14 protein-coding genes are annotated in these 19,635 nt (G+C 69.1%); 11 read left to right on the top strand and 3 right to left on the bottom strand.

Annotation, left to right across the window (positions count from 1 at the left end):
• Positions 1-98: 98 nt before the first annotated feature.
• From MIAR_RS02560 to MIAR_RS02515, 10 genes are all read left to right on the top strand, one after another.
• The gene (locus tag MIAR_RS02560; RefSeq protein ID WP_285630822.1) at positions 99-395 is read left to right on the top strand and encodes a hypothetical protein; all 297 of its coding nucleotides are present in this window, start codon (positions 99-101) and stop codon (positions 393-395) included.
• A gap of 187 nt (positions 396-582) precedes the next feature.
• On the top strand, positions 583-5,454 hold the full coding sequence (locus tag MIAR_RS02555) for a lamin tail domain-containing metallophosphoesterase family protein (RefSeq protein ID WP_285630819.1): 4,872 nt from the start codon (positions 583-585) through the stop codon (positions 5,452-5,454).
• A 139-nt stretch (positions 5,455-5,593) separates the two neighbouring features.
• Positions 5,594-7,021 carry a CCA tRNA nucleotidyltransferase gene (locus tag MIAR_RS02550; RefSeq protein WP_285630816.1) on the top strand — a complete coding sequence of 476 codons (1,428 nt, stop codon included), beginning with the start codon at positions 5,594-5,596 and terminating at the stop codon, positions 7,019-7,021.
• A gap of 144 nt (positions 7,022-7,165) precedes the next feature.
• Entirely contained in the window at positions 7,166-8,794 is a 1,629-nt protein-coding gene (locus MIAR_RS02545; protein WP_285630813.1) for an ABC transporter substrate-binding protein, read from the top strand.
• Between the two features lie 84 nt (positions 8,795-8,878).
• Positions 8,879-9,955: an ABC transporter permease gene (locus tag MIAR_RS02540; protein WP_285630809.1), complete on the top strand. Its 1,077-nt coding sequence runs from the start codon at positions 8,879-8,881 to the stop codon at positions 9,953-9,955.
• Between the two features lie 28 nt (positions 9,956-9,983).
• A complete protein-coding gene (locus MIAR_RS02535) occupies positions 9,984-10,991 on the top strand; it encodes an ABC transporter permease (RefSeq protein WP_285631865.1) in 1,008 nt (335 codons plus the stop codon).
• Positions 10,988-12,730 (top strand): dipeptide ABC transporter ATP-binding protein, encoded by a 1,743-nt coding sequence (locus MIAR_RS02530; RefSeq protein ID WP_285630806.1) that lies wholly within the window; start codon positions 10,988-10,990, stop codon positions 12,728-12,730. Before MIAR_RS02535 ends, MIAR_RS02530 begins: the two co-directional genes overlap by 4 nt.
• Before the next feature lie 190 nt (positions 12,731-12,920).
• Positions 12,921-14,261 (top strand): GAF domain-containing protein, encoded by a 1,341-nt coding sequence (locus tag MIAR_RS02525; protein ID WP_285630802.1) that lies wholly within the window; start codon positions 12,921-12,923, stop codon positions 14,259-14,261.
• 106 nt (positions 14,262-14,367) lie between these two features.
• Entirely contained in the window at positions 14,368-15,915 is a 1,548-nt protein-coding gene (gene exaC, locus MIAR_RS02520) for an acetaldehyde dehydrogenase ExaC (RefSeq protein WP_285630799.1), read from the top strand.
• Between the two features lie 66 nt (positions 15,916-15,981).
• Positions 15,982-16,383, top strand: a complete 402-nt coding sequence (locus tag MIAR_RS02515; protein ID WP_285630796.1) for a DUF779 domain-containing protein — start codon at positions 15,982-15,984, stop codon at positions 16,381-16,383.
• A gap of 10 nt (positions 16,384-16,393) precedes the next feature.
• Here the strand turns inward: MIAR_RS02515 and MIAR_RS02510 are convergent, their stop codons facing one another.
• The gene (locus tag MIAR_RS02510) at positions 16,394-17,623 is read right to left on the bottom strand and encodes a hypothetical protein (protein WP_285630793.1); all 1,230 of its coding nucleotides are present in this window, start codon (positions 17,621-17,623) and stop codon (positions 16,394-16,396) included.
• Positions 17,620-18,588: a hypothetical protein gene (locus MIAR_RS02505; RefSeq protein ID WP_285630790.1), complete on the bottom strand. Its 969-nt coding sequence runs from the start codon at positions 18,586-18,588 to the stop codon at positions 17,620-17,622. The genes MIAR_RS02510 and MIAR_RS02505 overlap by 4 nt, the downstream gene beginning before the upstream one ends.
• A gap of 29 nt (positions 18,589-18,617) precedes the next feature.
• On the opposite strand from MIAR_RS02505, the gene MIAR_RS02500 reads away from it, so the two are divergent.
• Positions 18,618-18,977: an avidin-fold protein gene (locus tag MIAR_RS02500; RefSeq protein ID WP_285630787.1), complete on the top strand. Its 360-nt coding sequence runs from the start codon at positions 18,618-18,620 to the stop codon at positions 18,975-18,977.
• Positions 18,978-19,003: 26 nt separating this feature from the next.
• On the opposite strand, the gene MIAR_RS02495 is transcribed toward MIAR_RS02500, so the two are convergent.
• Positions 19,004-19,591 carry an Lrp/AsnC family transcriptional regulator gene (locus MIAR_RS02495; RefSeq protein WP_285630784.1) on the bottom strand — a complete coding sequence of 196 codons (588 nt, stop codon included), beginning with the start codon at positions 19,589-19,591 and terminating at the stop codon, positions 19,004-19,006.
• Positions 19,592-19,635 lie beyond the last annotated feature (44 nt).

Here is a 19,635-nt window from a genome sequence, read left to right as displayed (position 1 = left end):
TGCCTCAGCATCCTTCAGAACGTCGAACGTCCTTCAGAAGCGAGCCGCCGCGACGCTGTTCCCGGCCACTCGGTCGCCTTCATGCGACGCTTCTCGGCATGGATGCTGACCACGACACCTCGATCTCAGGCCGGGAGGCCCGCGTCAACGCCGAGTTCCAGAAGCGCCAGACGCAGCTGTTCACGCGCTTCGCGCTCGCTGAGGCGTCGGTGCTCGCGCTCGCCGTGCTCGCGATCTTCGTGTTGAAGCTCGTCGAGCTCGAGACCGGCATCCTCATCCTGCTGGGCATCGCCGTCCTGAGCGGCGTGGTGCTGACCGGTCTGCTGATGCGCACGATCAGGGCCAGGCAGCAGGCGCTCGCCCAGGCCCGAGGCGAGGCCGGCAGCATCTGGTGAGCCGCTGACCCGACTCGCCCTCCTCGAGCGCGCGACGCGGTGACACGCCGCACGTCTCCCCGTCTTCCGCAGACGTTCACCTGAGACGCGCGTTCGTTCTCAACCCGCAACCTGTGAGCCACCTGGGATCCCTATAAAGGGGACGGCTCCTCTGCCGTCCTCCCCCAACGGAACAGGTTCTCCCGTCATGCCCCATACGCCCCTGAGAAGGATCGGCGCGGGCACGGTCGCCGCGGTGATCACCGCAGTGCTGTGCACGTCCGCGCTGCCGCTCGCCGCCGCGCCCGCGTTCGCCGAGGATGCCGTCTCGACCCCGGTTCCGACGCCCGGCGCGACGGAGTCCCCGACGCCCGCGGAGACTCCGACACCGACGGAGACCCCGGATGCCCCGACGCCGCAGCCGACCCAGGACCCGGAGCCTGCACCGACCGGCACTCCGACCCCCGGCGCGACGTCGCCGGCCGAGACGCCGGCGCCAGAGCAGACGCCGGAACCCGATGCCGCGATCGCCCGCATCTCCGGCACCTCGGGCAACGCGGGTGAGCACTGGCCGCTGGCCATCACCGAGATCAATGGTGACAACGACGGCGCCGACACCTACGAGTTCCTCGAAGTCGCCAACACCACCGACCAGCCCATCGACCTCGATGCCGCGGGCGTCCAGTTCCGGTACCACACGTCGCAGTGGAACACGGGCGCCGTGCAGCCCCTCATCCACCTCGACGGCGAGGACGACGCACCCGCGGTCATCCCCGCCGGCGGCGTGGCCGTGCTCTGGATGAACTACGCCGAGGGCGACGCGCGCCGCAGCCTGACCAAGGACCAGTTCCGCGCCTTCTACGGCATGCAGGACGCCGACGTGCCGATCATCCGCTTCGGCCCGCAGGGCGGATTCGCCAACAGCGGGAACCGCGGCTTCAGCATCACGGATGCCGGTGGCACGACGCTCATGCGGGCCTGGGTGCCGGCGGACGACGGCGACGGCTCCACGCCGTGGAACGCCCAGTTCGGAGTGCCGGACCAGACCGACAGCGTCGACGCCCGCATCCTCGCCCACGACGTGACCGGTGCGACAGCGGCGCCCACCCCCGGCGCCATCACGACCGAGCAGATCACCAGCCGGCTGATCAAGCCGACCGACCCCTCATCCGAAGGGCCGCTGCTGCAGATCACCGAGGTGGCGCCCGACACCGCGAACGTGGCCGGCTCCGACGCCTACGAGTACATCGAACTCTACAACGCCTCCGATGCGCCGATCGACTTCGGCGACTACGTGCTGAGCTATCTCAGCACCGACAACGACCTCACCGATCCCAAGGCGCTCGCGTCCACCCTGTGGCCCGCCGGCCCCGGTGAGCCGACGATCGAACCCGGCGCGACGATGGTGCTGTGGATCCAGAATCCTGCCGTCATGTCGGCAGGTCTCACCGTCGCCGACTTCAACACGGCGTTCGGCAGCGACCTGACTCTCGGCGAGAGCATCCTGACGATCCAGTCCGGCGGCATGGCCAACGGCGGGTCCCGCGGTCTGCAGCTGATGACGAAGTCGGGGCACGTGATCTCCCGCGCCTTCTACTTCGACGACGCGCAGACCACCTCCAGCACGGCCATCCAGTACGCCTGGAATCCCGGTGACCCCGCCGCCGCATGGAAGCCCGCCGATCCGTCCGGCGTCACGCAGACGATGCTCGGCCTCGCCGCGCCCACACCCGGCGCGGTCACCGAGGCGCAGGTCGCCCCGACGTCCGTCGCCTACCCGGCGCCCGGCTCCGCACCGAAGATCGTCGACCTGACCGGCGGATCCGAGCTGCCCGACTCCGGGAACGTCGAGCTCGGCTTCGACATCACCGATGATGTGCTCGTGCGTCGCGTGACGCTCACACTGAAGGACAGCCTGGGCGCGACCGATGTGCGCGACCTGACCTTCGGCTCCGGCGACCGGTACCAGTACGCGATCCCCGCGGTCGACGTCTACGGAAAGCGCTGGATCGAGTACACGGTCACCGCGGGCGACGGCAGCCAGGTCACCACTCTCGGGCCGGTGCGCATCGCACTGGACGACTCGCCGGTCGACCCCGTTCGACTCAACGTCGCCGACGGGCAGTTCGTCAACGCGCAGACCCCGCTCGTCGGCACCACCGACGGCGACCCGGGCGCGCTGCAGGTCGGCATCGACGGAGAGCCCGCGGGCGAGACCGTCCCGTCGCTGGAGAGGGCGCCGAAGTTCGCGATCGACGCGACCAGCACGGACTCCTTCTTCCGCAACGGGATCAAGCTCGGCGACAACGTGCTGAAGATCTTCGACGAGGGCTACTACGACCGCATCGTGACGGTCGACGCCGATGTCCCGGTCGAGGAGGTCGTGCGCGGCGAGAAGCTCACGCTCGGCGTGTACGCCGGCACCAAGGCCTGGCCCGAGCCGAACCTCGACGAGAACAACGACGACTTCACGATGATGAACCCGCGCCTGGCGCTGCCGGACGGCCGGGTGCTGCGTCCGACGACGTGCGCCGGTGCGGGCGAGGGCAAGGAGCTCGTCGAGCGGGCATGCCCGGCGGATGCCGCGGAGCGGATCGCCCTCAGCGACGCCAACCTCGTCTACATCCTCTTCACCTTCACACTCCCGGACGACGCGTTCGACTCGGTGTCCACCACCTGGGACACCACGGCTGTCGCCGACGGCGAGCACGTGATCACGGCGTCCGAGGGCGATCGCACCGCGACGCGCACCGTGATCGTCGACAACACCGCCCCGCGCATCGAGAGCACCGTCACCGACGGCAGCCAGTACCGCGGCGACTTCACGATCGACGCCTCCGTCACCGATGAGGGGTCGGGCTTCAAGAGCGTCAGCGCGACGCTGGACGAGCAGGACATCACGCTCCCGCTGCAGACCTCCTCGCTCACCCTGACCCCGGGTGACCACACCGCGGTCATCACCGCGAGCGACAGCGTCGGCAACATCTCCACCAGCACCGTCACGTTCTCGACGGCCGACGAGAAGCCGCACACCACGCTGATCAGCCCGGACGACGGCGCGAAGATCGACGCCGACCAGGTGGACCTCGTCGCGAGCCCCGGCTCGAACGTCGACGACCGGCTGGAGCTCTGCTTCGCGGAGGGCTACCGATTCGTGCCGACGGATGCCCAGGTCCACGTCGCCTCCGGCACCACGACCGACAGCCGCTCCACCGAACGCGGCGACGCCAGGGCGCTGAGCGCCGACGAACTGGCCCGGATCACCCGTATGGACGGCATCGAGGTCGCCGAGACCTCGGGGACGGCGCTGCCGTACCAGCTGTTCACGGTCGACGTTCCGGCGAACGCGAAGGACGGCTCCGACGTGCGCGTGGCCTGGGAGGGCTCCGCGAACGCCGACGCCAAGGTGCTGCTGTACGTGCAGACGGCGAAGGGGGACTGGAACGAGGTCGACCGGTACGTCACGACCGGCGGCGCCCCCACGTCGTTCACCCTCGACGCGCAGGTTCCCGTCACCGGCAACGCCCGGGACGGGAAGGTCACCTTCCTCGTGCAGCACTCCGAGGGCTGGGCGGCGACCGGCCGCAGCGGCCGCGACTCGCAGACGACGCCCTACAACCCGGGCGCCACCCCGCGCGATCAGTACGACTTCACGCTGGCATGGGAGTCGGACACGCAGTACTACAACAGCAACGAGGGCAAGCGTGCCGGCACCGGCGGGACGGATGCCTGGTACCGGCACCAGCTGAACATCAACCGGTTCCTGATCGACCGCCGCGACGAGCTGAACCTGCAGTACGTGGCCCACACCGGCGACATCGTCGACAACCAGGACCAGGACTACCAGTGGCGCAACGCCGACGACGCCTACCGGATGCTCGACGAGGCCGGCGTGCCCTACGGCGTACTGGCCGGCAACCACGACGTCGGTCACTTCGAGGGGAACTACGGGCCGTACAGCTCGTACTTCGGTGAGAAGCGCTTCGCGCAGAACCCCTGGTACGGCGGCTCGTACAAGGACAACCGCGGCCACTTCGATCTGGTGAGTGCCGACGGCGTCGACCTGCTCGTGCTGTACATAGGCTGGCCCGACCCCAACGACACCGTGTCGAACTCCGAGGACATCGCCTGGATGAACTCGGTGATCCGGCAGTTCCCCGAGCGCAAGGTCATGATCAACCTGCACGAGTTCATGCTCACCACCGGCGGGCTCGGGCCGTTCCCGCAGCGGATCTACGACGAGGTCGTGGCACCCAACTCCAACGTGATCGCCGTCGGATCCGGCCACTACCACGACGCCTACACGCGGCTGGACGAGTTCGACGACGACGGAGACGGCGTCGCCGACCGCACCGTCACCTCGATGCTGTTCGATTACCAGGCGCTGCCGGAGGGCGGCCAGGGCTACCTGCGCCTGTTGCACTTCGACAACACGAACGGTCGCATCATCGTGCGCACGTACTCGCCCTCGCTGGACGACTTCGACTCCGACGAGGCGTCGCTGAACAGCCCCGCGGGGATGCAGGAGTTCGAGATCCCGTACGCGGCCGGGGGCATCAGACCTGCGCAGAAGACACTGTCGACCGACTCGTTCCGCGCCGACGTACTCACCGCGAACCGGATCGGCTGCGTGCAGGACGTCGTGAGCGGTGAGAAGACGTCGGTCACCTGGAAGGATCTGACCTCGGGCGCGGCTCCCGGCCAGGCATCCGCTCGTGCGCGGCTGGCGGCCGCGACGCCGGCGAAGCGCGGCTGGTACGTGCGCACGACGGGTCCGTACGGCGGCGTCGAGTACACCGAGGTGCGCACCTTCACGGCGACCGGCGCGTCGACCGACCCCACCGATCCGGGTGAGGGCGGGAACACCCCCGGCGGCGGGAACGGCGGCACCGGCCCCGGCCAGGGCGGCAATGGCGGAGGCGGCGACGGCCACGGCAACGGCCGCCCCGGCGCCACCCGCCCGGGCGATCTGGCGACCACAGGTGGCTCCGCCCTGTGGCCGATCGGGCTCGCGGCCGGCGCACTGCTGGCAGTGACCGTCGGCGGCATCCTCGTCCGCCGGGGTCGCCGGGACGCCTGACCCTCGCAGTTCTGAAGGATGGATGCCGTTCTGAAGGATGCCGTGACCCGGATCGTCCTTCAGAACGAGCATCCTCCTTCAGACCCGGGCACGCTGCCGCGCGCCGTGCTGCAGTGACCGCCCCGGTAATCTGGAACCCATGCTCAACATGGCCGAGGGCCTGTCCCGACTCGGCGCGCTCGCCGCGCATCCGGTCGTCCGCACCCTCGGCGAGGCCTTCCAGGCGGCCGGCTTCGAGCTCGCGGTGGTCGGCGGCCCGGTCCGCGACGCCCTGCTCGGCCGCGAGACGCACGACCTCGACTTCACCACGAACGCACAGCCCGACGAGATCCTCGCGATCGTCAAGCCGCTGGCATCCGCTCATTGGGACATCGGCCGCGCCTTCGGCACGATCGGCGCGCGCGTGCAGGGCGAGCAGGTGGAGATCACCACCTACCGTGCCGACAGCTACGACGGTCTGACCCGCAAGCCGGTCGTGGAGTTCGGCGACAGCATCGACGGCGACCTGCTGCGTCGCGACTTCACGGTGAACGCCATGGCGCTCCGCGTTCCCGAGACGAAGCTCGTCGACCCGACCGGTGGCGTGGAGGACCTCGTCGCCGGCATCCTGCGCACCCCGATCGACCCGGCCGTCAGCTTCGGCGACGACCCGCTGCGGATGCTGCGCGCGGCGCGCTTCAGCTCCCAGCTCGAGTTCGCGATCGACGACGCCACCTTCGCCGCCATCGAGCAGCTGGGCCAGACGCTCAGCATCGTCAGCCCCGAGCGGGTGCAGAGCGAGCTGATCCGGCTGATGAGCACCTCCGACCCGGTGCGCGGACTGCGCGTGCTGGTGGACAGCGGGCTGATCGAGCAGTTCCTTCCCGAGGTCAGCGCGCTGCGCCTCGAGGTCGACGAGCACCACCACCACAAGGACGTCTACGAGCACTCGCTCACGGTCGTGCGGCAGGCCATCGAGCTCGAGAGGACCCGCAACCCCGGCGCCGACCCCGACGTGCCGCTGCGGCTCGCCGCGCTGCTGCACGACATCGGCAAGCCGCGCACCCGCAAGCTCGAGCCGGGTGGGGGAGTGACCTTCCACCATCACGACGTGGTGGGCTCGCGCATGGCGCGCAAGCGACTGCAGGCGCTGCGCTTCGACGGAGAGACGACGGATGCCGTGGCGAAGCTCATCGAGCTGCACCTGCGGTTCTTCGGGTACGCCGAGGGAGCCTGGACCGACAGCGCGGTGCGCCGCTACGTCCGCGACGCCGGAGACCTGATCGAGCGCCTGCACATCCTGGTGCGCGCCGACGTCACCACCCGCAACAGGCGCAAGGCGGCGCGCCTCGCCGCCGCCTACGACGACATCGAGCGCCGCATCGCCGAGCTCCGCGAGCAGGAGGAGCTGGACAGCATCCGCCCGGAGCTCGACGGCAACGACATCCAGCGCATCCTCGACATCCCGCCCGGTCGCGAGGTCGGAGAGGCCTACCGTTTCCTGCTCGACGTGCGGCTGGACGAGGGCGTCATCGGGGCGGATGCCGCCGCGCAGCGCCTGCGCGAATGGTGGGCCGCGCGCGACTGATACGGCCGTGTGAACGCCGTGTGTCGGTCTAATCACGATCCTGACCGCTCGGTTGGGTATGTACATGCGGGTGATTAGATTGACAATCATGAGCCGCGCCGACGACGTGCGCGGAAACCCGACATCACAGGGCAGGTCATATCAATGAAGATCTCCAGAGGCCGACTCGGCCTTGCCATCGGCGCGCTCGGCGTCGCGGCAGTCGTTCTCTCCGGTTGCGCTACGAGCACGGCCGACAAGGGCGGCGACAGCGGCAATGCGAAGGGCGGTGACCTCATCGTCGGAACCACCGACAAGATCACCTCGCTCGACCCGGCCGGTTCCTACGACAACGGCTCCTTCGCGGTGATGAACCAGGTGTACCCGTTCCTGCTGAACAGCAAGTACGGCGACGCCAAGGTCTCGCCCGACATCGCGGAGTCGGCGGAGTTCACCTCGCCGACCGAGTACACCGTCAAGCTCAAGAAGGGGCTGACCTTCGCGAACGGCCACAAGCTCACCTCGAGCGACGTGAAGTTCACCTTCGACCGCATGGTCAAGATCAACGACCCCAACGGCCCGGCCTCGCTGCTCGGCAACCTGGCCTCGGTCGCCGCACCCGACGACACCACCGTCGTCTTCACGCTGAAGAACGGCAACGACCAGATCTGGCCGCTGATCCTCTCCAGCCCCGCTGCTCCGATCATCGACGAAGAGGTCTTCTCGCCCGACGCCGTCACCCCCGACGCCGACATCGTCAAGGGCAACCCCTTCGCCGGCCAGTACACGATCGACTCGTACAAGGTCAACGAGCTCATCTCGTACAAGCCGAACAAGGACTACCAGGGCAACCTCGGCGCAGCCGAGAACTCGGGCATCCAGGCGAAGTACTACGCCGACGCCTCCAACCTGAAGCTCGCGATCGGCAACGGCGACATCGACGTGGCCTTCCGCAGCCTGTCGGCCACCGACGTCGAGAGCCTGAAGGGCAACTCGAAGGTGAAGATCGTCGACGGCCCCGGCGGCGAGATCCGCTACATCGTCTTCAACTTCGACACGATGCCGTTCGGTGCGAAGACCCCTGAGGCCGACCCGGCCAAGGCGCTCGCCGTGCGTCAGGCGATGGCCGACCTGATCGACCGCGACGCCGTGGCGAAGGACGTCTACAAGGACACCTACAGCCCGCTGTACTCGTTCGTCGCAGACGGCATGCCCGGCGCCACCACCGTGCTGAAGGACATGTACGGCGACGGCAAGGGCGGCCCCGACCAGGCCAAGGCCGAGAAGGCGCTGAAGGATGCCGGTGTCACCACGCCGGTCACCCTGAACCTGCAGTACAACGGCGACCACTACGGCCCCTCCTCGGGTGACGAGTACGCCGCGTACAAGACGCAGCTCGAGAAGGGCGGCCTGTTCAAGGTCAACCTGCAGCAGACCGAGTGGGTGCAGTACTCCAAGGACCGCACGGCCGACGTCTACCCGATGTACCAGCTCGGCTGGTTCCCGGACTACTCCGACCCCGACAACTACCTGTCGCCGTTCTTCGTGAAGGACAACTTCCTCGCGAACCACTACGACAACCCGGCGGTCAACGACGCCATCGTCAAGCAGCAGACCGAGACCGACTCCGCCAAGCGCGAGGAGCAGATCGGCCAGATCCAGGAGATGGTCGCGAAGGACCTCTCCACCCTGCCGATCCTGCAGGGCAAGCAGGTCGCGGTCGTGGGCAAGGACGTTCAGGGCACCACGCTCGACGCCTCGTTCAAGTTCCGCTACGCGCCGCTGAAGAAGTAACGCGTTCCGCATTCGGGGGTGCTGCCCAGCGCAGCACCCCCGAGTGCGCTCGCCCCGAAGAACGCAACAGTTAGGTAGTACCCCATGGCCGTCGACGGCGCCGTCCTCGCCCCTGTCCAGCCCCGAAGCCGCTCAAAAGGCGGCGGGCTGTGGCGTTACATCCTGATCAGACTCCTGCTGATCATCCCCACGGTCTTCATCCTGGTGACCACCGTCTTCTTCCTGATGCGGATCACCGGAGATCCGATCACAGCCGCGCTCGGCGGCCGGCTCCCACCGGAGCAGCTGACGCAGCGCATCCACGAGGCCGGCTACGATCGGCCCCTGATCGTGCAGTACCTCGAGTACCTCGGCAACGTGTTCCGCGGTGACTTCGGCACCACGATCACCGACCGTCGTCCTGTCACCGAGATCCTGCTGCAGTACGGCTCCGCCACTCTCGAGCTCGCGATCTACGCGCTGGTCGTGGCGCTGATCATCAGCATCCCGCTCGGCCTGATCGCCGCCTACCGCCGCGACCGCTGGCAGGACGCGTCGCTGCGCGTCATGGCGATCCTCGCCTACGCGACTCCGATCTTCTTCGCGGGTCTGCTGCTCAAGCTCATCTTCTCGGTGTGGCTGGACTGGCTCCCGGTCTCAGGCCGGGGGAGCACCCGCACCGAGCTGTTGATGGGCGGCATCGACACCCCCACCGGCATCTACCTGCTCGACGCCATCCGCCTCGGCAACGGCGCCGCCATCGCCGACGTGCTGCAGCACGCCATCCTCCCCGCCATCGCGCTCGGGCTGCTCACGGCGGGCGTCTTCCTGCGCCTGATCCGCACGAACGTGATCGGCACGCTCGGTCAGCAGTACGTCACCTCGGGCCGCTCGCGCGGCGTGAGCGAGTACCGTCTGGTCACCAAGCACGCGTACCGTCCTGCGCTCATCCCGATCATCACCGTCATGGGCATGCAGATCGCCATGCTGCTGGCGGGAGCGGTGCTGACGGAGACCACCTTCGAATGGAAGGGCATCGGCTTCATGCTGGCCGACTACCTGAAGTCCCGTGACTTCGTGGCCGTGCAGGGCATCGTCGTGATGATCGCCGTGGTGGTCGCCGTCACGAACTTCCTCGTCGACATCATCGCGGCGTTCATCGACCCGAGGGTGAGGTACTGAGATGTCGATCCCCGACTCCTACGACGAGATGCCCACGCCCCAGACCGCGGTGCTGGCCGCCGCTCCGGTGCGGAAGAAGCGCTGGACCGAGAGGGTCCCGGTCATCAAGGAGCTGCGCCAGAGCGTCGGCCTGCAGCGCGGGATGCTGATCACCGGCCTCGTGATCACCCTGCTGTTCGTCGTGATCGCCCTGCTCGCCCCGGTGCTCGCCCCGTACACCTGGGCGCAGCAGCAGACCGCCGACGGACACTCCTTCGGCACGCAGCAGGCCCCGAACGCGCTGAACCTGCTTGGCACCACCGTCTCCGGCTTCGACGTGCTCTCCCGCGTGCTGTGGGGAGCGCAGACAGCGCTGCTCGTGATCATCGCGGCCATCGCCTGCTCGATCTTCATCGGCATCGCGCTCGGCCTGATCTCCGGCTACTTCGGCGGATGGCTGGACCGGCTGCTGGTGGTCGTCGCCGACGCGATCTACGCGTTCCCTTCGCTGCTGCTGGCGATTGTGATGTCGATCGTGATCAGCCGCGGGCAGTCGACCCTCGGCGGCGGCATCATGGCCACCGCGATCGCGATCACCGTGGTGTTCGTGCCGCAGTACTTCCGCGTCATCCGCGCCGAGGTCGTGCGTGTGCGGGCCGAGCCGTTCGTGGACTCCGCGAAGGTGATCGGCGTTCCGACCACCCGCATCCTGCTGCGCCACGTGCTGCGCAACTCGACCCGGTCGCTGCCGGTGATCATCACGCTCAACGCCTCCGAGGCGCTGCTGACGCTCGCCGGCCTGGGCTTCCTGGGCTTCGGCATCGAGGCGACCGCCGCGGCGGAGTGGGGCTACGACCTGAACCGCGCCGTGGGAGATGTGACCAGCGGCATCTGGTGGACCAGTGTGTTCCCCGGCGTTGCGATCGTGCTGGTCGTGCTGGGCGTCACCCTGGTCGGCGAGAGCCTGAACGACCTGGCCGACCCGCGACTGCGGCTGCGCCGCCGTGCGGGCGGCAAGAAGAAGGCCGGGGCTGCGAATGAGGGAGCGAAGGCATGAGCGCCGCTGAGAAGAACCGGATGCCGGCCGACCTGGCGCCCGCGGTCGCCGAGATCCGCGACCTGAAGGTCGTGTTCGCCACCGACGACGAGCCTGTCGAGGCCGTCAAGGGCATCTCGCTGAGCGCCTACGCCGGCGAGGTGCTCGCGATCGTCGGCGAGTCCGGGTCGGGCAAGACCGTCACGGCCAACACCCTGCTGGGCCTGCTGCCCGAGACAGCCACCACATCGGGCGCGGTGATCGTGCGGGGCCGCGCGGGGGACGAGACCGACATCGTGCACGCCGACCACGCCCGCATGCGCCGCATGCGCGGGCGCGACGCTGCGATGGTGTTCCAGGAGCCGTCCACGGCGCTGAACCCGGTGTACACCGTGGGCTGGCAGATCGCCGAGGGCATCCGCGCGCACGCGAACGTCTCGAAGAAGGAGGCCAGGGCGCGCGCGATCGACATCATGCAGCGCGTCGGCATCCCGGACGCTGCCAACCGCGTGGACGACTACCCGCACCAGTTCTCGGGCGGGCAGAAGCAGCGCATCGTCATCGCGATGGCGCTGGTGCTGGATGCCGGGTTGATCATCGCCGATGAGCCGACGACGGCGCTCGACGTGACCGTGCAGGCCGAGATCCTCGACCTGCTCCGCACGGCGCGCGACGAGTTCGGCGCGACCATCGTGCTGATCACGCACAACATGGGCGTGGTCGCCGATCTCGCCGACCGCGTGATCGTGATGTACCAGGGCGACATCGTGGAGGAGGCGCCGGTCCGCGAGCTGTTCGCGAACCCCCGCGAGGAGTACACGAAGAAGCTGCTCGCTGCGGTCCCGCACGTGGGCCAGGGCAAGTCGGCGGCGAGCTCCGCTGCGCGGGTGACGGAACCGGATGCCGGGCCGCACACCGCTCCGTCGGTGCCGGAGGGTTCGCTGATCGTGGCATCCGGAGCCGAGATCGGCTACCCGGGCCGCTTCGGCCGCAACGCGGTGGTGGCGGTGAAGGGCGTCGACTTCCACGTCGGCCCCGGCGAGGTCGTCGGCCTGGTCGGAGAGTCCGGCTCCGGCAAGACCACCATCGGCCGCGCCGTGGTGGGTCTCACGACCGTGCTCGGCGGCTCGCTGACCGTGCTCGGGCAGGAGATGCGCGGCGTGAAGCCGCGCACCCTCACCCCGCTGCGTCCGAAGGTCGGGTTCGTGTTCCAGGACCCGGCGACCAGCTTCAACCCGCTGCTGTCGATCGCCGAGTGCATCGCCGAGCCGCTGATCGTGCACGGCCGGGCGTCGAGCCTGCAGGCGGCGCGCCCGCGCGTGAACGAGCTGCTCGACGCGGTGCGGCTGCCGACGAGCTTCGGCGACCGCTATCCGCACGAGCTCTCCGGCGGTCAGCGCCAGCGGGCGTCGCTGGCGCGCGCGCTGGCACTCGACCCCGAGCTGCTCATCGCCGATGAGCCGACCAGCGCGCTGGACGTCTCGGTGCAGGCGACGGTGCTGGAGCTGTTCGTGCAGCTGCAGGCCGATCTGGGGTTCGCGTCGCTGTTCATCAGCCACGACCTGGCCGTGATCGATGCCGTGTCCGACCGGATCATCGTGCTGCAGCAGGGCCGCATCCAGGAGCAGGGCACCACCGCCCAGGTCCTCGGCGACCCGCGCGACCCGTACACCCGCGAGCTGCTCGCCGCCCTGCCCGTGCCCGACCCGGTCGCCCAGGCCGAGCGTCGTGCCCAGTGGGAGGCGGTGCGGCGGCACTAGCCGGCCGTTCCGCAGGCATCCGCTCCGATCAGGGACTGAGAACAGGAGAAACGCCCGGAACAGGAGGGAACACGCGAGATCTCTCCTGCACTGAGCTGTTCTCCTGTTCTCGCCCGCGCGCCACCCGTTCCCCGTGACCGGGCATCCGACCTACACTGGGCACACCCCGTCAGCGCCGAACGGAGGCTCTGTGCCGTCTGGATGGTCATCGTCGCGCGACCCCTCGCCGGAGGCGTCGCGGCTGCTCATCGAGCGCGCGCATGAGGAGCTCGTCGCCGGCAATCTCGACGATCGGCGCCTGCAGCAGGTGCGTCCGATCGTGCGGGACTCGTGGCAGCGCGCCTGGCGGGACCGGGTCGGTGCCGAAGGGCTGCCACGGCTGGACTTCACGCGGGAGGCGCTGGAGACCTACCGCACCGCGCACCCCCTGGCAGGGGCGATGGACCTGATCCGCACGCTGCTGCTGCCCGGCGCACCGGAGGACTCCGGGGTGATCGTCGCGGTCGGCGACCACGCGGGGCGGCTGCTGTGGGTGGAGGGCGATCTGCAGCAGCGGATGCTCTCGGGCGAGATGGGCTTCGTCGAGGGGGCGAACTGGTCGGAGGCCGTCGTGGGCACAGCCGCGCCGGGCACCGCCCTTGCGCTGGGCGAGTCGGTGCAGATCCACCACGCCGAGCACTACAACCGGCTCGTGCAGCCGTGGTCCTGCACGGCGGCACCCGTGTTCGACCCCGAGACGCGCCGCATCCTGGGCGTGCTCGACGTCACCGGCGGGAGCGAGGCGGCGACGCCGCAGGCGCGGATGCTGGTGGACGCCACCGCGCGCGCGGTGGAGGCGGAGCTGATGATCGCGCGGCTCCGGGCGCGCGCCGAGGCGCCGGCCACGGCATCCGCTCCCCGCCGTCCCCTCCGTGCCAGCGTGCAGCGAGCCCAGCTGCAGGTGCTCGGTCGTGACCGCGCCCGGCTCGAGGCCGCCGGGGACGCGTCTTCGGGGGAGCGGGTCATCGAGCTCAGTGCCCGGCATGCCGAGATCCTGCTGATGCTCGCGGTGCACCGGCAGGGCCTCTCGGCGGACCGGCTGGCCGAGCTCGTCTACGGCGAGGGTGCGTCGCCGGACACGCTGCGGCCGGAGATGGTGCGCCTGCGCAAGGTGCTGGAGCGGATCTCTCCCGAGCTCGTGCCGCAGTCCCGCCCCTACCGGCTGCCGATCGCGCTGGAGACCGACGCGCAGAACGTGCTCTCGCTGCTGGATCGCGGTGCGCACCGGGTGGCGCTCTCGGCCTACCGGGGTCCGGTGCTGCCCGACTCCGACGCCCCGGGCGTCGTGGAACTGCGGGAGGGGCTGCGCGGCACGCTGCGCGAGACCATGCTCACCGAGGCGAGTGTGGACGTGCTGCTCAGCTACGCCGACATCCCCGAGGGCGCCGACGACGTCGAGGTGCTGCGCCTGTGCCTGGAGATGCTGCCGGCGCGCTCGCCGCGGCGAGCGGGTCTGGTCAGCCGGATCGAGAAGCTCGAGGCGTCCGCCTAGTCGCAACCCGATGCAACGTGACGCACGGGACTGCAACCTCGGGCGACCTACTTTCGACGCATCAGATCGTGCGGCATCGGAGCCGCCGGATGTCGAAGGAGACGCCATGACCATCGTCGAGGAGAGCGTGTCGACCGCCTATGCCGCCCCCGGGCGCCCGGGGGCCATCGCGAACTACCGCCCGCGTTACGGGCACTACATCGGCGGCGAGTTCGTCGATCCCGTGAAGGGGCAGTACTTCGAGAACATCAGCCCCGTCAACGGCAAGCCGTTCACCGAGATCGCCCGCGGCACGGCCGAGGACATCGATCGGGCGGTCGAGGTCGCGTGGAAGGCGTTCGAGTCGTGGAAGCGCACCACGCCCGCCGAGCGCTCGGTGATCCTGAACCGCATCGCCGACCGGATGGAGCAGCACCTCGAGGAGATCGCGGTCGCCGAGACATGGGAGAACGGCAAGCCCGTCCGCGAGACGCTGGCCGCCGACATCCCGCTGGCGATCGATCACTTCCGGTATTTCGCCGGGGTGCTGCGGGCGCAGGAGGGCGGCATCAGCCAGCTCGACGAGAACACGGTCGCGTACCACTTCCACGAGCCGCTGGGCGTGGTCGGCCAGATCATCCCGTGGAACTTCCCGATCCTGATGGCCACGTGGAAGCTGGCGCCGGCGCTCGCCGCGGGAAACTGCGTGGTGATCAAGCCGGCCGAGCAGACCCCGGCATCCATCCTGTTCCTGTTCGAGATCATCGGCGACCTGCTGCCGGCCGGCGTCGTGAACATCGTCAACGGATTCGGCATCGAGGCGGGCGCCCCGCTCGCTCAGCACAAGCGCATCCGCAAGGTGGCCTTCACGGGTGAGACCACCACGGGCCGGCTGATCATGCAGTACGCCTCGCAGAACCTCATCCCGGTCACGCTGGAGCTCGGGGGCAAGAGCCCGAACGTGTTCTTCGAGGACGTCGCCCGTGCCGACGACGCCTTCTACGAGAAGTCGCTCGAGGGGTTCACGATGTTCGCGCTGAACCAGGGCGAGGTGTGCACCTGCCCGTCGCGTGCGCTGATCCAGCGCTCGATCTACGACGGCTTCCTCTCGGACGGGCTCGCGCGGGTCGGCAAGGTCATCCAGGGCAACCCGCTGGACCCGGCGACCATGATCGGCGCCCAGGCGTCGAACGACCAGCTCGAGAAGATCCTCAGCTACATCGACATCGGCAAGCAGGGCGGCGCGAAGCTGCTGACCGGCGGCGAGCGGGTCGATCTGGGCGGCGACCTCACCGAGGGCTACTACGTCGCACCGACCGTGTTCGAGGGCACGAACGACATGCGCATCTTCCAGGAGGAGATCTTCGGCCCGGTGCTCTCGGTGACCAGCTTCAGCGACTTCGACGACGCGATCTCGATCGCGAACGACACGCTGTACGGCCTGGGAGCCGGCGTGTGGAGCCGCAGCGGCGACACCGCCTACCGTGCCGGCCGGGCGATCGAGGCCGGCCGCGTCTGGACGAACACGTACCACCAGTACCCGGCGCACGCCGCGTTCGGCGGGTACAAGCAGTCCGGTGTCGGCCGCGAGAACCACAAGATGATGCTCGACCACTACCAGCAGACCAAGAACCTCCTGGTCTCGTACGCGGAGGGCCCGATGGGCTTCTTCTGATCCACCGTCCGGGCGGGGCCGGGAGGCCCCGCCCGGATTCCATGCACGCAGGAGGGAAGAGGGCCCATGGTCAGCATCGGCAGGTACGAGCGGGTGGACGTCACGGATGCCGCGGCATCCCTCATCCGCGATCTCACGGCGCAGCACGGCCCGCTGATGTTCCATCAGTCGGGCGGATGCTGCGACGGGTCGTCGCCCATGTGCTATCCGGTCGGGATGTTCATCACGGGACCGAGCGATGTGAAGCTCGGCGACCTCGACGTCGGGCTGGACGCCCCCGTCGAGATGTACATGTCGGAGTCCCAGTTCGAGTACTGGAAGTACACGCACCTGACCGTCGACGCGGTGCCAGGCCGCGGTGCGGGGTTCAGCGTGGAGGGCCCGACCGGGATGCGTTTCCTCACCCGGTCGCGGATGCTGAACGACGCGGAGCTGGAGTATTTCGGGCTCGCGCCCGCGCAGTCCTGAGCTTCCGGCGTCAGCGGAAGAGGGCGAAGCCCAGGATGCCCAGGAACTGCGGCACGATGAAGAAGCCCAGCATGAGCAGGATCGCCACGATCGTCACCCACGAGACGCCCCGCTTCAGACGGCGGCCCTGCACGGCGACGCCGGGCGGCGGAGCCAGCATCCCGGCGGGCGGCGCGAAAGGCAGCGGTCCGGCGGGCGCGGGGACCGCGTCGAATCCCGCGGGGGCCGTCGGCGCCGGCATGCCGGGCTGCAGCGGGGGAGCGGTCGGACCCTTCGACAGGCTCAGGGACCCATCTGCCGAGGACTGCGCCTCGCGCAGCCGGTCATCGCGCCAGCGCGCCCACTGGTCGAACTTCGTCATCAGGGCACCGACGGTGCCGAACAGCCACGCCCAGGTGGCGGCATCCGTCGTCGACGCCGGCCGCTGCATGTAGAGGAACATCCAGTCGTCGACGATCTCGACGTCGAGCTGGGCGGCGTGGTCGATGAAGCGCGCCATGATGTCGGGTGTGAACAGGTACAGGGCATCCGCCTCGTAGCCGCGGGGGCAGTACAGCGAGAAGTACCGGTCGAAGTCGCCCTCGAGCGAGAGGCGCTGGTCGCGCGAGAACGTCGCAGGCAGGTTGCTGCCCAGGGCGTTGTTGCCGAGCGCGTCGAGCACGATGTTCGGCAGCGGCACGTCGAGCTTGACGGCCACATAGCCCCAGTGGTGGGTGGTCTGGTTCTTGCCCGAGCCGGTCGTGTACCGGTAGTTGCCGAACTCGACGAACCGCGGCGAGTAGCCGCGCACCAGTGAGGACCCCACCCGGCTGGAGCCGTTGCCGAAGATCATCCCCGGAAGGGCCGGCTGGTTCACCTGGTGCTCGTATGCCATTCCGTTCGCGGCCGCGAACTGCGCGATTCGGAACGCCTCCGCGCGCTTGCGGCGCATGCTCACGATGCCGATCGGCACACCCGCGCCCAGGGCGACGAGCATGATGAGGAACGGGATGCTGAACACGCCGCCCGCCGGCCCCATGCCGGAACCGCTGGCGATGATGCCGATCACGGTGATCCCGAACATCGGCACGAGGATCATGATCGCGACGACGCCGATGATCACCCAGGCCACGATCGTGCTCGCGGAGGTGGGGTGGCGGGAGCGGATCGAGCGCCAGAACTCGCTGACCGCGCGCGGGTCGACCGGATCGGTGAGCGGCCGCGTGTCGAACGGGTACGTCTGCGTCGGCGGGTTGGTCATCGGTTCACCTCGTCGGCATCCCAGGTCAGATCGGCGTTCTCCGTGACGGGCAGCGCTTCGATGGCGGGATCCTCGCAGATTGCGCGGATGAGGTCCGCCGAGCCGGCGACGATCGTGGAGTCGTAGTCGATCTCGCTGATCAGCGCCCACGCCCGGTCGTCCGGCCAGATCAGGCTCGGATGCTGTGCCGACGGCGAGAAGCCGTGCTCCTCGGCCTCGACGTCCCGCCAGGGGGCGTCGAGCACCCAGGCGGGGTCGGCGAACGCCCGCGGCGGCGCGGAGAACAGCACGTGGTCACGACCGGGGAGCTCCAGGCGTGCGCCCTTCGAGATCTCCTCGGACAGGATGCCGGGCTGCCAACGGGGCTTGCGGAACGCGTCCTCGAACGGGTTGTGGATGCTGCGCTCCAGCATCCGCTCGTGGCCCGGCTCGTCGCCGAACATCAGGAACGCGCGCGACGGAGTCTGCCCGAAGTGCCCCAGCAGGCCGCCGTGGCCCTCCCAGAGCGCGGCGAACCCGGCACCCGGCGTCGTGGTGTGCGCGACCAGGTGGCGGGCGATCGCCGCGAGCAGCTCGGGCGGCATCGAGCCCTCCTCGGGCGAGGTGAACTCGCGCCCGTCGGGTGCGTTCCTGGTGCGCCAGTCGCCGTCGCCGGGGGTGCGCACCACGCGCTGCCACTGGGCGAGGGGATGAAGCTGCGTGCCGAATGCCTCGGCGGTCTCCGCCCAGGTCGTGGTCTCGTCGATGTAGGCGCCGTGCAGGGCGGCGCTCTCGGCATCCGTCATCCGTGCGTAGTCCTGCGGCGTCGGCACCGCGCGATCCGGCAGCGACCGCACGTAGGCCGGGTGGAAGATGCGCGCATACGCCGGGAACCCGCGTGGCACCACGCCGTGCATCGTGGCGTACCCCTCGTCCAGCCGCTCGCGCAGCCATCCCCCCGGGGAGGGGTCAGCGATCCACTCCATGGCACAACGGTACCTGCCATGATCTATGGGTGACTCAGACAAGCACCCTCCCCACGCTCGACGGCCGCACCTTCAGGATGGTCTCGTCCACGACCTCGGCGGTCGACCCCGACGCGCCGAGCGTCTTCCGCTACTTCGAGCAGGACGGCGTGATCTGGGGCGACTACACGGGAGACACCGTCACGATCGGACGATTCGTCGGCACCCGCAGCGGTGACACGATCCAGGTGTCCTTCGTGCACGTGCTGGCCGCGACCGGTGAGGTCGTCACAGGAGACGGCGAGAGCGACATCGAGCGCGGCGATGACGGGATGCTGCGCCTCGTCGAGCACTACGAGATGCACGGCGCTCCTCAGCTCAGCGTGTGCGTGGAGACTGCGGCGGGCTGATCCCGGCGGGGGTGTCCGGTGCCGTGTCAGCGCGGCGGCAGGGCATCCCGCCCGGCGGTCGCGGGCGTCCACTGGGTCATCCCGAGCGGTGCGTCCAGGTTGCGCTCGGGAAGGTCCGGGGGCAGCACGTAGGGGCGCCGGATCACCTCGTCCAGCACCACCACGCTGACGACGGTGCGGACTTCGGGCAGCTGCGCGATGACGCCGGTGGAGAAGGCGTGCACCCCGCTGACATCGGTGGCGCGGATCAGCAGCATCGCGTCGTGCTCGCCGGTGGTGACCGCGCAGTACTCGACGTCGGGCATGTCCGCGATCTGCGCACGGAACGAGGCCCACGCCTGCGGGTACACCGTGACGAAGATCATCGCGCCGATGGAGAGCCCGGCCCGCGCCGGGTCGACGCGGGCGCTGAAACCGGTGATCACGCCATCCGCCATGAGCGATTCCACCCGGGTGTACGCGTTCGCGCGCGAGATGCCCACCTTCTCGGCCAGCGCGGCGATCGAGATGCGTCCGTTCTCGCGCAGAAGATCGAGGATGCGGTAGGCGACAGCATCCAGGGCGGCGGCACTTCGTCCAGAATCCTTGTTGTGTTCAGCCTCAGTGCTGGACATTCTGCATTCCAATCTCCATTGTTCGAGCAGACTCTGTCTTCATG

Origin of the sequence: Microbacterium arabinogalactanolyticum (assembly GCF_030268005.1) — a bacterium.
Taxonomy (GTDB): domain Bacteria; phylum Actinomycetota; class Actinomycetes; order Actinomycetales; family Microbacteriaceae; genus Microbacterium; species Microbacterium arabinogalactanolyticum.
Note: the sequence above shows the minus strand (reverse complement) of the source record. Positions and strands in the feature narration are given on the sequence as shown.